The 14,433-nt window shown below is 69.5% G+C and carries 9 protein-coding genes; 4 read left to right on the top strand and 5 right to left on the bottom strand.

What is annotated here, in order from left to right; all coding sequences use genetic code 11:
• Window positions 1-16: 16 nt before the first annotated feature.
• From ASC92_RS23310 to ASC92_RS23300, 3 genes are read left to right on the top strand one after another with little or no spacing between them, the layout of a single operon-like run.
• Complete coding sequence (locus ASC92_RS23310; RefSeq protein WP_056520511.1) at window positions 17-970, top strand: sugar kinase; 954 nt, start codon at window positions 17-19, stop codon at window positions 968-970.
• Window positions 970-1,959 carry a 2-hydroxyacid dehydrogenase gene (locus tag ASC92_RS23305; protein WP_056520509.1) on the top strand — a complete coding sequence of 330 codons (990 nt, stop codon included), beginning with the start codon at window positions 970-972 and terminating at the stop codon, window positions 1,957-1,959. Before ASC92_RS23310 ends, ASC92_RS23305 begins: the two co-directional genes overlap by 1 nt.
• A 51-nt stretch (window positions 1,960-2,010) precedes the next feature.
• Complete coding sequence (locus tag ASC92_RS23300) at window positions 2,011-3,036, top strand: substrate-binding domain-containing protein (protein WP_056520507.1); 1,026 nt, start codon at window positions 2,011-2,013, stop codon at window positions 3,034-3,036.
• Window positions 3,037-3,089: 53 nt separating this feature from the next.
• On the opposite strand, the gene ASC92_RS23295 is transcribed toward ASC92_RS23300, so the two are convergent.
• From ASC92_RS23295 to ASC92_RS23275, 5 genes are all read right to left on the bottom strand, one after another.
• Window positions 3,090-3,548, bottom strand: a complete 459-nt coding sequence (locus tag ASC92_RS23295; protein ID WP_056520505.1) for a RidA family protein — start codon at window positions 3,546-3,548, stop codon at window positions 3,090-3,092.
• On the bottom strand, window positions 3,545-4,516 hold the full coding sequence (locus tag ASC92_RS23290) for a transglutaminase family protein (RefSeq protein ID WP_056520503.1): 972 nt from the start codon (window positions 4,514-4,516) through the stop codon (window positions 3,545-3,547). The genes ASC92_RS23295 and ASC92_RS23290 overlap by 4 nt, the downstream gene beginning before the upstream one ends.
• 25 nt (window positions 4,517-4,541) lie before the next feature.
• Complete coding sequence (locus ASC92_RS23285; protein WP_056520501.1) at window positions 4,542-5,363, bottom strand: basic amino acid ABC transporter substrate-binding protein; 822 nt, start codon at window positions 5,361-5,363, stop codon at window positions 4,542-4,544.
• A 34-nt stretch (window positions 5,364-5,397) separates the two neighbouring features.
• Window positions 5,398-8,133, bottom strand: a complete 2,736-nt coding sequence (locus ASC92_RS23280; protein ID WP_056520498.1) for a circularly permuted type 2 ATP-grasp protein — start codon at window positions 8,131-8,133, stop codon at window positions 5,398-5,400.
• Between the two features lie 62 nt (window positions 8,134-8,195).
• A complete protein-coding gene (locus tag ASC92_RS23275; RefSeq protein WP_056520496.1) occupies window positions 8,196-11,708 on the bottom strand; it encodes a DUF2126 domain-containing protein in 3,513 nt (1,170 codons plus the stop codon).
• A 141-nt stretch (window positions 11,709-11,849) separates the two neighbouring features.
• On the opposite strand from ASC92_RS23275, the gene ASC92_RS23270 reads away from it, so the two are divergent.
• Window positions 11,850-14,288, top strand: coding sequence for a DNA internalization-related competence protein ComEC/Rec2 (locus ASC92_RS23270; RefSeq protein WP_056520494.1), 2,439 nt, complete (start codon window positions 11,850-11,852; stop codon window positions 14,286-14,288).
• Window positions 14,289-14,433: the final 145 nt, after the last annotated feature.

Here is a 14,433-nt window from a genome sequence, read left to right as displayed (position 1 = left end):
ATCGAGAGACATACACATGACAGAACCAACCGCTTTCGACGTCGCCCTGTTCGGCGAAGCCATGCTGCTGCTCGTGGCCGATCGGCCCGGTCCGCTGGAAAATGCCCAGTCGTTCCACAAGCGCACCGCCGGCGCCGAGACCAACGTGGCCATCGGCCTCTCGCGCCTGGACCTCAAGGTCGGCTGGGCCAGCCGGCTCGGCACCGACTCGATGGGCCGCGCGCTGCTGGCCGCGATGCGCGCCGAAGGCATCGACTGCTCGCACGTGATCACCGATGCGACGCAGCGCACCGGCTTCCAATTCAAGGGCCGCGTCACCGACGGCAGCGACCCGCCGATCGAATACCACCGCAAGGGCTCGGCCGCGAGCCACATGGGCCCGGCCGACGTCGACGAAGCATGGCTGCGCTCGGCGCGGCACCTGCACGCCACCGGCGTGTTCGCCGCCATCTCCGACACCAGCCTGCAGGCCGCGCTGAAGACCATGGACGTGATGCGCGCCGCGGGCCGCACCATCTCCTTCGACACCAACCTGCGCCCGACGCTGTGGTCGTCCACCGAGACCATGCGCCACTGGGTCAACGAACTCGCCTCGCGCGCCGACTGGGTGCTGCCCGGCATCGAAGAGGGCCTGCTGCTCACGGGCCACGACAAGCCCGAGGACGTCGCGAAGTTCTATCGCGAACGCGGCGCGAAGCTGGTGGTCGTCAAGCTCGGCGCCGAGGGCGCCTACTACGACAGCGACGTGGCCGGCACCGGCCGCGTCGACGGCTTCCCGGTGAAGGAAGTGATCGACACCGTGGGCGCGGGCGACGGCTTCGCGGCCGGCGTGGTGAGCGCGCTGCTCGAAGGCCGCAGCGTGCCCGATGCCGTGCGCCGCGGCGCGTGGATCGGCGCGCGAGCCGTTCAGGTGCTGGGCGATACCGAAGGCCTGCCGACGCGGGCGCAACTCGAAGAAGCGGGGCTCTGATGACCATGACCCAGAAGAAGAACATTCTCGTCTTCCGGCCGCTGCCTGAAGACCAGCTGGCGCGTCTGCAGGCCGCGCACCACGTCACCGAGGCCGATCCGCGCAAGGAGCCCGAGGCATTCGCCGCCGCACTGCGCACCGCGCACGGGTTGATCGGATCGAGCCATACGGTCGATGCCGCGCTGCTCGATGCGGCGCCGCAGCTGCAAGTCATTTCGAGCGTGTCGGTCGGTGTCGACAATTACCCGCTGGCCGAAATGCACAAGCGCGGCATCGTGCTGTGCCACACCCCCGACGTGCTGACCGAGACGGTGGCCGACACTGTGTTCGCGATCCTCATGGCCACGCAGCGCCGCGTGGTCGAACTCTCGAATCTCGTGCGCGAAGGCCGCTGGATCAGGAACATCGGCGAAGAGCTCTTCGGCACCGACGTGCATGGCAAGACGCTGGGCATCCTGGGCTTCGGCCGTATCGGGCAGGCCGTGGCGAGGCGCGCCGCACTGGGTTTCGGCATGCCGGTGCTGTACCACTCGCGCCGCGCGGTCGACCTGGCCGCGCAGGCGCCCGAACTGCATGGCCGTGCCACGCACACGCCGCTCGACGATCTGCTCGCGCGCGCCGACATCGTGCTCGCGATGCTGCCGCTGACCGACGCGACGCGCGGCGTGATCGACGCGGCCTTCTTCGCGCGCATGAAGCCCGGTGCCTCGTTCATCAACGGCGGCCGAGGCGCGACCGTGAACGAAGACGCGCTGTTGCACGCCCTCGACCACGGCACGCTGCGCGCTGCCGGCCTCGACGTGTTCGCGAAGGAGCCGCTGCCAGCCGAGTCGCCGCTGCGCACGCACCCGCGCGTGACGCCGCTGCCGCACATCGGCTCGGCCACGCACGAGACCCGGCACGCGATGGCGGAGCTGGCGACGACCAATCTGCTACAGGTGCTGGCCGGGGAGAAGCCGACGGCGCCGTACGACACGGCGGCGGCATGATGTCAGTGTCTTGCTCCCTCTCCCCWWGGGGAGAGGGAGCGAGAGCCGCGCATGAAGCCCGCGGGCCGCGCCACCATCGCCGACGTCGCCGCGGCGGCCGGCGTCTCCAAGGCCACCGTCTCGCGCTTCCTCAATCACCGCGAGCGCCTGCTGAGCCCCGACATCGCCGCGCGAGTCGAAGTCGCTATCGCCGCGCTGGCCTATTCGCCGAGCCCGATGGCGCAGGCCCTGAGCCATGGCCGTTCGCGCCTCATCGGCCTGATCGTGGCCGACATCACCAACCCGTATTCCGTCGCGGTGCTGCGCGGCGCCGAGAAGGCCTGCCAGGACGCCGGTTACCTCGTGATGCTGTTCAACCTTGGCAACGAGAGCGAACGCGAGCGCGAAGCCATCGATGCGCTGGCGGGCTACCAGGTCGACGGCTTCATCCTCAACACGCTGGGCCGAGGCAGCAACGTGGTCGATGCGGTCACGCTGCACGGCAAGCCGGCGGTGCTGGTCGACCGCCGCCACGCGGGCATGCACACGGACTTCGTCTCGCTTGACAACCCTGCCGCGATGACGGCCACCTGCGGCCACCTGGTCGAAGGCGGCTACCGCGATCTGCTCTACGTCACGGAGCCGCAGAAAGGCGTGAGCTCGCGGCGCGAACGCACGGCAGCGTTCGGCGCCTGCGTGGCTGCGCATGAGCCACGCGTGGCCGGCGAGGTGTTCGAATCGGTCGAGGGTGAGAGCGATGCGCTCGACGAGGCTCTGCGCGCCTTGCGCCAGCGCGCCAGACGCGGCCGACGTGCGGCCGTGGTCGCGGGCAATGCGGTGGTCACGCTGCGCATTGCGCAGGCGATGGCGCGGCTGGGCTGGCAGTTCGGCACCGACCTGGGCTTTGTCGGCTTCGACGATCCGGAATGGGCTTCGCTCATCGGCCCTGGCCTGAGCACGGTGGCCCAGCCCACCGATGCCATCGGCCGTACCGCCGCTACCTGCCTGATCGAGCGGCTGCGGGGACTGGATGCGGCGCCGCGGCAACTGCTGCTGCCTGGGGAGCTGGTGGTGCGGGGTTCGTCGCGGGCGCTCTAGCGTCGTGCTGCCCGCTCGGCCCGGCGTGAGTTGCCGACCGGGGTGGAGGCAGGTCAGCCGACTTCGGCGATCAGATCGATCTCCACGCAGGCCCCCATCGGCACCTGAGCCACACCGAAGGCGCTGCGTGCATGCGAGCCCTTTTCTGGGCCGAAGACTTCAGCGAAGAATTCGCTCGCGCCGTTGGTCACGAGGTGCTGTTCGGTGAAGGTGCCGACCGAGTTCACGAGGCTCATCACCTTGACGATGCGCTTGACCTTGTTCAGGTCGCCCACGGCCGCGTGCAGCGTGCCGAGCAGGTCGATGGCGATGGCGCGTGCGGCCTGCTTGCCTTCCTCGGTGCTGATGTTGGCGCCGAGCTGGCCGGTCCAGACTTTGCCGTCTTTCTTCGCGATGTGGCCCGAGAGGAACACAAGATTGCCGGTCTGCACGAAGGGCACGTAGGCGGCCGCAGGGGCGGCGACCGGGGGCAGGGTGATGCCGAGGCTGGAAAGTTTGTCGTAAACGCTCATGGAGACTCCTTGTCTTGGGAAGGCGATTGTGTCTGTGTTTGCGGCAGGCTCTCGACCACTTCCCCCACGGGCTGCACGGTCACGCCGACCCGCAGCGTGTGCCTGGCGCCGCCATGGAGTACGCCGCGCATCGGCGACACGTCGGAATAGTCGCGGCCGATGGCGAGCGTGACGTAGTCCTCGCCCGGCTGGCGGCCGTTGGTGGGGTCGAAATCGGCCCAGCCGCCCGCGCTCTCGGGACCGTCGCCGTCGCCCTTTCCGGGCAAGTACACCGACACCCAGGCGTGCGACGCATCGGCGCCCACCAGCCGGGGCTGGCCGGGCGGCGGCTGCGTCAGCAGATAGCCGCTGACGTAGCGCGCGGGCAGGCCCAGGGTGCGGAAGCACGCGATCATGATGTGGGCGAAGTCCTGGCACACGCCCTTGCGCTGCGCGAGGGCGTCGACGGCGGGGGTGTTGATCTCGGTGCTGTCGGCGTCGTATGCGAAGTCTTCGTACATCCGCTCGGTGAGGTCCATCGCCACGTCGAAGGTGGGACGGCCGGGCACGAAGCTGGCGCGCGCATAGGCCGCAAAGTCATCGTGGCGCGGCACGTAGGGCGACGGAAAGACGAACTCCGAGGCCGCGTCGAAGGTGGCGTCCTTGCGGAAGCGGAAGCGCTCGCGCACGGCCTCCCACGGCAGTTCGCGCGCCACGGCGGGCGACAGCACGGGCGCCGAGGTTTCGACCACGCTCTCGGCCGTGACGACGAGCCGGCCGTGCGTGGCTTCGAGCGCGAAGAAGGCGCGCGTGTTGCCGTACAGGTCGGCCAGTTCGTTGCGCTGCGCAGGCGCCGGCTCGATGGCAAGCCGGTGGCTCACGAGCCGCTGCGAATCGGTGGCCAGCGGCTTCAGGTGGGCGAGGTGCTGCGCGGTCTCGACCGGCGGCGAGTACTCGTAGCGCGTTTCGTGGGTGACGTGAAGCAGCATGATCGACAGTGCCTGTTGCGTGGGTCTACTTGGCCTCGGCGCCGAAGTGCGAAGCGTAGATCTTCGCGTAGGTGCCGTCGGCCCGGATGCCTTCGAGGCCCTGGTTGATCCTGGCCAGCAGTTCGGCGTTGCCCTTCTTCACGGCAATGCCGTATTTCTCGACCGGAAAGCCTGCGTCGCTCACGGTCTTGAAACCGCCCTCGGTGTTGTTCGCGATGTAGTGCACCACCACGCCGTTGTCTGCCACCACGGCCTGCACGCCGCCGGCCTCGAGTTCCTTGAGCGCGAGCGGCGTCGATTCGAAGCGCTTGATGGCGGTGCTCGACTTGCCCAGCAGCTTGCCCACGACCTCGTCGCCGGTGGTGCCGTTCTGAACGCCGACCTTCATGTCCTTGATGTCCTCGAATTTCGCGACGGGCGAGTCGCTCTTCACGGCGATCAGTTGCCGGGCGTCGAAGTAGGGCTGCGAGAAGTCCATGGTCTGGCGGCGCTCGTCGGTGATGGTGATGGCCGACACCAGCAGGTCGCGGTCGCCCTGGTCGAGCGCATTGAAGATGCCTTCCCACGGCGTGTTGACGAACTTCACCTCGAGTCCCGCCTTCTGCGCCACCGCCTTCACCACGTCGATGTCGAAGCCCACGATCTCGCCCTTGTCGTTCTGCGATTCGAAGGGCGTGTAGGCGGCGTCGGTGCCGACCACGAGCACGCGCGCGGCGGCCGGTGCCGGCGGGGCGCTTGTGCCGGTTGGTGTGGTGGATTCCTGCTTGCTGCAGGCGGCGATGGCAAAGGCCACGCACAGGCTGGTGGCGGCAAGCGCGAAGCGGCGGTTGATGGCGATGCCTGACATGGTGATGCCTCCTGGAACTGTTGTTGTCTGGGAATCAAGCGCCGACTGAGCGCAGGGATTCGGATGTCAGCGTGAAGTAGCGTGTGCCGATGGCGTCCGACACATGGTAGGCGGCCGTCTCGCAGTTGGCGAGCAGCTCGACGAGGGCCGGATAGTTGGCTCCAGGTCCCGCGGCGCAGAGGTGTTCGAGCGTCCAGCCGGCCGGGTCGGACAACTCGTACGACAGCGCGGTCAGCTTGCCGGGCGCGCTGCCGGCCAGCCGCGCGATGCGCCCGCGCAGGGTCTGCGTGACCCATGCGAGCGAGCGCGGGTTCTCGGCGTCGAGCACCAGCAGGTCGACCATCGTGGCGACATCGCGGCGCTGCTGGTAGCGGGCATGGAAGGTGATGGTGCTGTCGAACAGCGCCACCATCGCCTCGAAGCCGCCGACCTCGTGCACGGCGCCGTTCTCGAAGCCGGCCTCCAGCGCGTTCGACAAAAAGCCCAGGCGTTCGATGTGGCGGCCGATGGACAGCAGGCGCCAGGCATCGTCGCGCGTCATGCGATCGGTCTGCGCACCGGTCATGGCGGCCAGCGCGGTGCTGGCGGATTCGAGGGCGCGCAGCGCGGCACCAGTGGCAAAGCTGCCTTCGCCGGCCTGCTCGGCCGCGCGGCGCAGGAAGTCGGCCTCGGCGCGCACGATCTGGTTCCAGTTGTCCTGCGACAGGCGTTCGCGCACGGCGGCTGCGGCCTGCCGGATGCACATCAGGCTGAAGCCGACGCTGCCGCCGCGCTCCACGTCGCCGAGCTCGGCGATCAGCGCGCGTTCGAACACGCGGCGCGACTTCGGCGCGCTCGGCGCCTCGGCCGGCACCAGCGCATTGCGCAGCGCCATGCGGTGCAGCCATTCGAGCAGCGGGCGCGAGGACTGGTCTTCGCCGCCCAGCAGGTTGAGCGTGAGGCGCGCGAGGCGCACCGCGTTCTCGGCGCGTTCGGTATAGCGGCCGAGCCAGAACATGTTCTCGGCGGCGCGGCTGGTGACGGGGGCGCGGTGCCGCGCGAGCGAAGCCGGCGTGGCGTGCGGCTGCAGCAGCGTGGTGCGGTCGACTTCGCCGTAGGTCTGCACCCACACGTCGGCGCTGCTGCCGCCGCGCTGCATCGAAGCGATCTGCGCGTCGGGTCCCGCGAGCCGGGCCAGGCCGCCTGGCAGCACGCGCCACGACTGCGCGCCGTCGCTCACCGCGAACACGCGCAGCAGCACCGCGCGCGGCGCGATGTGGCCCGGGCCCATGTCGTTGGCCCAGGTGGGCATCTGCGACAGCGGCAGGTAGCTTTGCACGGTGTGGGCGTCGCCCTCGCGCACGATGCGGCCGGCCCATTCGTCGAGCTCGCGCCGGCCGAGCTGGCTGCCGAGCACGGCGTCGAAGCTGGTCTGGCCGTCGGAGCCGGGGTAGGTGGGCTTGATGGCGCAGTCGGCCAGTTGCGGCAGCACCGATTCGAGCGCGGCGCGCTCGCCGCACCACCAGGTGGGCAGCGCGGGCAGCTTGAGCTTCTCGCCGATCAGGCGGCGCGCCAGCCCCGGCAGGAAGCCGAGCAGCGCGGGCGATTCGAGGAACGCCGAGCCCGGCATGTTGGCCACCAGCACATTGCCGGCGCGAATGGCCTGCAGCAGGCCGGGCACGCCGAGCGTGGAATCGGGGCGCAGCTCCAGCGGGTCGAGGAACTGGTCGTCGAGCCGCTTGATGAGGCCGTGCACCGGGCGCAGGCCCTGCAGCGTCTTGAGGTACAGCCGCTGGTCGCGCACCGTGAGGTCGCTGCCCTCGACCAGCGTCAGGCCCAGATAGCGCGCGAGGTACGCGTGCTCGAAGTAGGTTTCGTTGTACGGGCCCGGCGTGAGCAGCGCGATGTGCGGCGGCACGCCGGCTGGGCACATGTGCTGCAGGCCTTCCATCATGGCGCTGTAGGTGGCGGCCAGTCGCTGCACGTGCAGCGCCTCGAAGGCCTGCGGAAACTGCCGCGTGATGGCGAGGCGGTTTTCGAGCAGGTAGCCCAGGCCCGAGGGCGCCTGGGTGCGCTGCGAGACCACCCACCAATTGCCGTCGGGGCCGCGCGCGAGGTCGAAGGCCGCGATGTGCAGCCAGGTGTCGCCCGGCGGCTTCACGCCGTGCAGCGCGCGCAGGTAGCCGGGGTGGCCGCGCACCAGCGCCGGCGGAATGAGCCCTTCGGCCAGCAGCTGCTGCGGACCGTAGACGTCGGCCATCACGCGGTCGAGCACGCGCACGCGCTGCAGCACGCCGGCCTCGATCTGGCTCCAGCTTTCGGGCGAGACGATCAGCGGGAACAGGTCGAGCGACCACGGCCGCTGCGGGCCGTTGGCGTCGGCGTACACGTTGTAGGTGACGCCGTTATCGCGGATCTGGCGCTCGAGGCTGGCCGCGCGCCGGGGCAGGTCGTTGAAGCCGTCGGGGCCGAGTTGGTCGAAGAAGGCGTTCCAGGCGGGCGTGAGCGGCGGTTGTTCGCCGGGCGCGGCCTGTGTCTGCGTTTGCGTCTGGGATTGAGACTGCGATTGAGACTGGCCGGGCGACACCGGCCGTTCCCCGGCAGTGTCATAGAGCAGCGGGGCAGCGGGAGGCACGGCTCCCGCCGCCGGCCGCACGGGCGCTGCCGCCGTGGCCTCTCCACGCAGTTCATCGAAATGACCGGGCAGGGCCGGAGGGGCGAGCGCCGACGCCAGGGCCGCTGGAAACTCCAGCGCCTCGGCGTCGAACAGGGATTCGTTCAAAGGTTCCACAGGGGTGGATTGTCACACTGCCGTCACGGGGTGTCCGTTCTGGCAGCGTGCCGAATGACCCCTTACCGCCGCAGGTCCAGCGTGAACGGGAATTCGCGGCTGCCCGGCAGCTCGATGGTCGCCGGGGGCGTGCGCATGAGCCCGGGCGTGTGGCCGGTGCGGGTGAAGCGCGAGTGGCGGCGGCTTTCGGCCTCGTAGGCGTTGACCGGGAAGGTGTCGTAGTTGCGCCCACCCGGGTGGGCGACGAAGTACTGGCAGCCGCCCAGCGAGCGCTTCATCCAGGTGTCGACCAGGTCGAAGGTCAGCGGCGCATGCGCGCCGATGCTCGGGTGCAGCGCCGAGGGCGGGTTCCAGGCCTTGTAGCGCACACCGGCCACGAATTCGCCGGTGACGCCGGTGGGCTGCAGCGGCAGCACCTTGCCGTTGACGGTGACGACGTGGCGGCTTTCGTTCAGGCCGGTCACGCGCACCTCGATGCGCTCGAGCGACGAATCGACATAGCGCACCGTGCCGCCGGCCGAGCCTTCCTCGCCCATCACGTGCCACGGCTCGAGCGCGTTGCGCAGCGACAGCTCCACGCCCATCGCCTGCATCTGGCCCACGAGCGGGAAGCGGAACTCGAAATGCGGCGCGAACCAGTCGGCATCGAAGGCGTAGCCGGCCTGGCGCATCTCGCTGATGACGTCGTCGAAGTCCATCTTCACGAAGGTCGGCAGCAGGAAGCGGTCGTGCAGCTCAGTGCCCCAGCGCGTGACGGGGGCCTTGTAGGGCTCGTCCCAGAAGCGGGCGACCAGCGCGCGGATCAGCAGTTGCTGCGCGATGCTCATGCGCGCATGCGGCGGCATCTCGAAGGCGCGCAACTCCAGCAGGCCGAGGCGGCCGGTGCTCGAGTCGGGCGAGTAGAGCTTGTCGATGCAGAACTCGCTGCGGTGCGTGTTGCCCGAGACGTCGATCAGGATGTTGCGCAGCGTGCGGTCGACCAGCCATGCGGGCATGTTGGCGCCGTAGATCTCGCGGTTCTTCGCGATCTCTTTCAGCGCGATTTCCAGCTCGTAGACCTGGTCGTTGCGCGCCTCGTCCACGCGCGGCGCCTGGCTGGTCGGGCCGATGAACATGCCGGAGAACAAATAGCTCAGCGACGGGTGGTTGTGCCAGTACAGCAGCAGGCTGGCCAGCAGCTCGGGCCGGCGCAGGAAGGGGCTGTCGGCCGGCGTGGCGCCGCCCATCACGAAGTGGTTGCCGCCGCCGGTGCCGGTGTGGCGGCCGTCGGTCATGAACTTCTCGGCCGACAGGTGGGTTTCGAACGCAGCGTTGTAGAGGAACTCGGTGTGATCGACCAGCTCCTTCCAGTTGTGCGCCGGGTGGATGTTGACTTCGATCACGCCCGGGTCGGGCGTGACGGCCAGCATCTTCAGGCGCGGATCGCGCGGCGGCGGATAGCCTTCCATCACGATGCGCACGCCCAGCTCGCGCGCGGTGGCTTCGACGGCCGCGACGAGGTCGAGGTAGTCCTCCAGGCGCGCGAGCGGCGGCATGAAGACGTAGAGCACGCCGGAGGCATTGCCCTTCTTCTCGGCTGCGGGGCCATTGGCGCGGCGCGGGTCGCGCACTTCGACGCACAGCGCGGTGCGCGTGACCCAGTGGGCCGATTCGCCGCGCAGCGGGTGGCGCGTCGTGGTGGACGACTTGTAGTCCGCATCGTCGGCGGCCGTGGCTGCGTCGCCTTCGCCTGCACTGCCCGGCGCCTGCATGCGCAGCGAGGCCGGCACGACGGGCGGCGTGCCGAAGGCGTAGGGTACGGCGCCGCGGTCACCCTCCGCACCGCTTGCCGCCACGGCATAGCGCGCCCGGTAGGCAGCGGCGCTCGGCAGCACGCCGCGCGGCGCGGTCGGGTCGCGCTCGATCAGGTAGGGGTAGTCGCCCTTGCTGGCCCACGGCTGCGAGTCGAGCGGCAGGCGGTAGCCCATGGGCGAGTCGCCCGGGATCAGGTAGAGCCGGTCGTCGCGCAGGAACCAGGGGCCGGTCTTCCAGCCGGGGCCGGCGAGCGCGGGTGCATCGCCATCTGCATTGCCGGGCTCGATCGGCAGCATGTAGCCGATCACCGCGTCGAGCTTCTGCGTGAACACGCGGCGCAGGCGCACGCGTTCGAGTTCGTCGTCGAGCTTCGACTCGAAAGGGTCGACGTTCACCGGCAGGCGGCGTTCGCGCCAGAGGTAGTAGTAGATGTCTTCGTAGCCGGGCTGGATGTAGCGCTCGGTCAGCCCGAGCTTGTGCGCCAGCACGGTCGTGAAGCGGCGCGCGTCCTCGCTCGTGTACTGCGTGGGAAAGCGCTCGTCGGCGAACAGCTCGGGGTCGTGCCACAGCGTCTGGCCGTCGGCGCGCCAGAAGATCGACAGCGCCCAACGCGGCAGCTGCTCGCCCGGGTACCACTTGCCCTGGCCGAAATGCAGGAAGCCGCCCTTGCCGTACTCGGCGCGCAGCTTGTGGACCAGTTCGGTGGCGTAGCCGCGCTTCGTGGGGCCGAGCGCATCGGTATTCCATTCGGGCGCGTCGCGGTCGCTGGTGGCCACGTAGGTGGGCTCGCCGCCCATCGTGAGGCGCACGTCGCCGGCCTTCAGGCGCGCATCGACGGCATCGCCGAGCGCCAGCACTTCGGACCATTGCTCTTCGGTGTAGGGCTTGGTGACGCGCGGCGATTCGTAGATGCGCGTGACCTTCATTTCATGGCCGAATTCGACCTCGGATTCGTCCACGCCGCCCTCGATGGGCGCGGCGCTCGAAGGCGTGGGCGTGCAGGCCAGCGGAATGTGGCCTTCGCCGGCCAGCAGGCCCGAGGTGGCGTCGAGGCCGATCCAGCCGGCGCCCGGCAGGAACACCTCGCACCAGGCGTGCAGGTCGGTGAAGTCGACCGTGGTGCCGCTCGGGCCGTCGAGCGCCTTCACGTCGGGCGTGAGCTGGATCAGGTAGCCCGAGACGAAGCGCGCGGCCAGTCCGCAGTGGCGCAGAAGCTGCACCAGCAGCCAGCCCGAGTCGCGGCAGGAGCCGCTGCCGCTGGCGAGCGTTTCTTCCGGCGTCTGCACGCCGGGCTCCATGCGGATCAGGTAGTTGACGTCCTGCTGCACCTGCTGGTTGATGCCGACCAGGAAGTCGATGGTGCGCTGCTCCTTGCGCTCGATCTTGTCGAGGTAGGCCTGGAGCAGCGGCGTGGGCGTTTCGGTGACGAGGTAGGGCGCGAGCTCCTCGGCCTGCGACTGCGTGTACTTGAAAGGGAAGTTCTCCGCCTGCGGCTCGAGGAAGAAGTCGAACGGGTTGTAGACCGCCATCTCGACCACGAGGTCGACCGTGACCTTGAACTCGCGCGTCTTCTCGGGGAACACCAGCCGCGCTTGGTAGTTGGCGAACGGGTCCTGCATCCAGTTGACGAAGTGCTCGGCCGGCTCGACCCGCAGCGAGTACGAGATCACGTTGCTGCGGCAATGCGGGGCGGGACGCAAGCGCACGACCTGTGGGCCCAACTGCACCGGGCGGTCGTATTTGTAGTGGGTGACGTGGTGGAGAGCGGCGTGAATGGACATGCGTTTTTATGTGCAGTGCTGCGAGATTGCATCGAAAAGATGTCTCTTGTGAGACGCATACTAGCCCAGTTGCAAAGCAATTAACGCGCCACTGAGCGTGACTTTGGGGAGGGTTTGCATCATGGCTTCGGGAGTTTCTCGTTGACGCCGTTTGGCGCGTCCGGCACCGCCGCGGGCAGATCGTGGGTGTTCGTGGCGCTGGGCGGTTCGCTGCTCGGTGCGGTCCTGCAGTTGCAGCAGGCGGGGCTTTGGCAAACATCGGTCTATTCCGGCTTGCTGCTCGCGGCCGTGGCCGGCTTTTGGTGGCGGCGCCTGTCGGGCCGGTGGCTGCTGATCGCCTCGCTGGTGTACGGCGCAATGGCGGGTGCGGGGCTTGCGGGATGGCGCGCCGCCGTCTACGCGAGCGGCGCGCTGGACCCGGCGCTCGAAGGGCGCGACCTGCAGGTCACCGGTGTCGTGTCGGAGATGCCCCAGCGCAGCGAGGGCGGGACGCGGTTCCGTCTGGATGTCGAATCTGCGGGCTGGGCCGACCCGGCTGCGGAGGGTCGGCCCACCGTGCCTGATCGCATTGCCCTCGGCTGGTATTCGGAAGGCTCCGGCTTGTGGGACCGAGCTTCTGAAAGTCGCACGCCGCTGGCCAGCACCGTTGGCTCCCTCCACGCCGGCGAGCGATGGCGCTTGACGGTGCGCCTCAAGGCACCGCACGGCAACCGCAACCCCCACGGTTTCGACAGCGAACTCTGGATGTGGGAGCAGGGCCTGCATGCCAGCGGCTATGTGCGAACCGGCGCGCGCGATGCGGCGCCTGCGCTCGTTGCGCTTACGTGGCGGCATCCCATCGAGCGCGCACGCGAAGCCGTGCGTGACGCCGTCTTCGAACGCGTGCCCGATCGCGCCCAGGCCGGCGTGATCGCGGCCCTGGTCACCGGCGACCAGAGCGCCATCGACCGCTCGGGCTGGGACGTCTTCCGCGCAACGGGTGTGGCGCACCTGATGTCGATCTCCGGCCTGCACGTCACCATGTTCGCCTGGCTGGCCGCGCACGCCGTCGGCCTGCTGTGGCGGCGCAGCGCGCGGCTGATGCTGCGCTTGCCCGCCCAGCAGGCCTCGCTGGTCGGCGGCGTGCTGCTCGCCGCGCTCTATGCACTCTTCAGCGGCTGGGGCGTGCCCTCGCAGCGCACGGTCTGGATGCTGGCGACGGTCGCGCTGCTGCGCCTCACGGGCCGGCGCTGGCCCTGGCCGCATGTGTGGCTGTTGACGGCAGCCGTGGTGGTCGGGCTCGATCCCTGGGCCTTGATGCAGGCAGGCTTCTGGCTCAGCTTCGTGGCGGTGGGCGTGCTGTTCGCCACGGATGCCGCGACGCCCGGCGAGCGGAAGACCGGCGCGTCTTTCCGCCTGCTCCAGTTCCTGCGCGAGCAGTGGGTCATCACGCTGGCGATCACGCCGTTGAGTTTGCTGCTGTTCCAGCAGGTTTCGCTGATCGGTCTGCTGGCCAATGCGGTGGCGATCCCCTGGGTCACGCTGGTGATCACGCCGCTGGCGATGCTCGGCGTGGCCGTGGCGCCGCTGTGGGACCTCGCGGCTCGCGCCGTGCAGGTGCTGGCGCTGCTGCTGCAATGGCTGGCCGGGCTGCCGTATGCCAAGCTGTCGGTGGCCGCGCCGCCCTGGTGGATGGCCGCCTGTGGCGTGGCCGGCGGCGCACTGCTGGCCATGCGGCTGCCCTGGTCGCTGCGCACCCTCGGCATTCCGTTGCTGCTGCCGGTGCTGCTTTGGCAGGCACCCCGGCCCGCGGCCGGCGAATTCGAACTGCTTGCTGCCGACGTCGGCCAGGGCAATGCGGTGCTCGTGCGTACCGCGACACACAGCCTGCTCTACGACGCCGGCCCGCGCTACAGCCTGGAAAGCGACGCCGGCCATCGCGTGCTCGTGCCGTTGCTGCGGGCGTACGGCGAGCGCCTCGACACGCTGGTGCTGAGCCATCGCGACCTCGATCACACCGGCGGCGCGCCCGCGGTGCTCGCGATGCAGCCGCAGGCCGCGCTGCTGAGTTCCATCGAAGCCACGCACCCGCTGCAGGCGATGCGGACGGCGCGGCGTTGCGAGGCGGGGCAGGCCTGGAGCTGGGACGGCGTGCGCTTCGAGGTGCTGCATCCGTTCGACACCGACTACCGCGGCTTCACCAAACCCAATGCGGTGTCGTGCGTGCTGCGCATCGACAGCGGCCGCGCCGTGGCGCTGCTGGCCGGCGACATCGAGCGGCTGCAGGAGGCGGCGCTCGTCACGCGCACGCCGGAATCGCTGCGCGCCGACGTGCTGCTGGCGCCGCACCATGGCAGCAAGACCTCGTCGAGCCCGGCGTTCCTCGACGCGGTGCAGCCGCGCATCGCGGTCGTCCAGGCGGGATACCGCAACCGCTTCGGCCATCCGGCGCAAGAGGTGGCGGCGCGCTACCTGGAGCGCGGCGGGCGGCTGATCGAGAACACCCGCTGCGGCGCCGCGCACTGGAGCAGCGTGCGCCCCGGGGACGTGGCCTGCGAACGCGAGCGGCACGCGCGATATTGGCAGCACAGCTTGCCCTGAAGCCGGCGCTGGATTTTCGGGGGAGGCCGGGTCAGCCGCTGTTCCGGCCATCATCCGGGGGGCTCGCGCCAGGCTTGAAAAAAAGTCCCTCGACCCGTCCGCGGCTCCGGTATAGGGGGTTCTACTGGCCCTGAACTTGCTAAGC

Origin of the sequence: Variovorax sp. Root411 (genome assembly GCF_001425205.1) — a bacterium.
GTDB lineage: Bacteria > Pseudomonadota > Gammaproteobacteria > Burkholderiales > Burkholderiaceae_C > Variovorax.
The sequence above is the reverse complement of the archived record's forward strand: the minus strand, read 5'-3'. Positions and strand labels throughout refer to the sequence as shown.

What these genes read in the sequence shown, in the direction of transcription:
- ASC92_RS23305 (WP_056520509.1), top strand. Translation starts at nt 970, where the DNA reads ATGACCATGACCCAGAAGAAGAACATTCTCGTCTTCCGGCCGCTGCCT.
- ASC92_RS23295 (WP_056520505.1), bottom strand. Translation starts at nt 3,548, where the DNA reads ATGAGCGTTTACGACAAACTTTCCAGCCTCGGCATCACCCTGCCCCCG.
- ASC92_RS23290 (WP_056520503.1), bottom strand. Translation starts at nt 4,516, where the DNA reads ATGCTGCTTCACGTCACCCACGAAACGCGCTACGAGTACTCGCCGCCG.
- ASC92_RS23310 (WP_056520511.1), top strand. Translation starts at nt 17, where the DNA reads ATGACAGAACCAACCGCTTTCGACGTCGCCCTGTTCGGCGAAGCCATG.
- ASC92_RS23275 (WP_056520496.1), bottom strand. Translation starts at nt 11,708, where the DNA reads ATGTCCATTCACGCCGCTCTCCACCACGTCACCCACTACAAATACGAC.
- ASC92_RS23285 (WP_056520501.1), bottom strand. Translation starts at nt 5,363, where the DNA reads ATGTCAGGCATCGCCATCAACCGCCGCTTCGCGCTTGCCGCCACCAGC.
- ASC92_RS23300 (WP_056520507.1), top strand. Translation starts at nt 2,011, where the DNA reads ATGAAGCCCGCGGGCCGCGCCACCATCGCCGACGTCGCCGCGGCGGCC.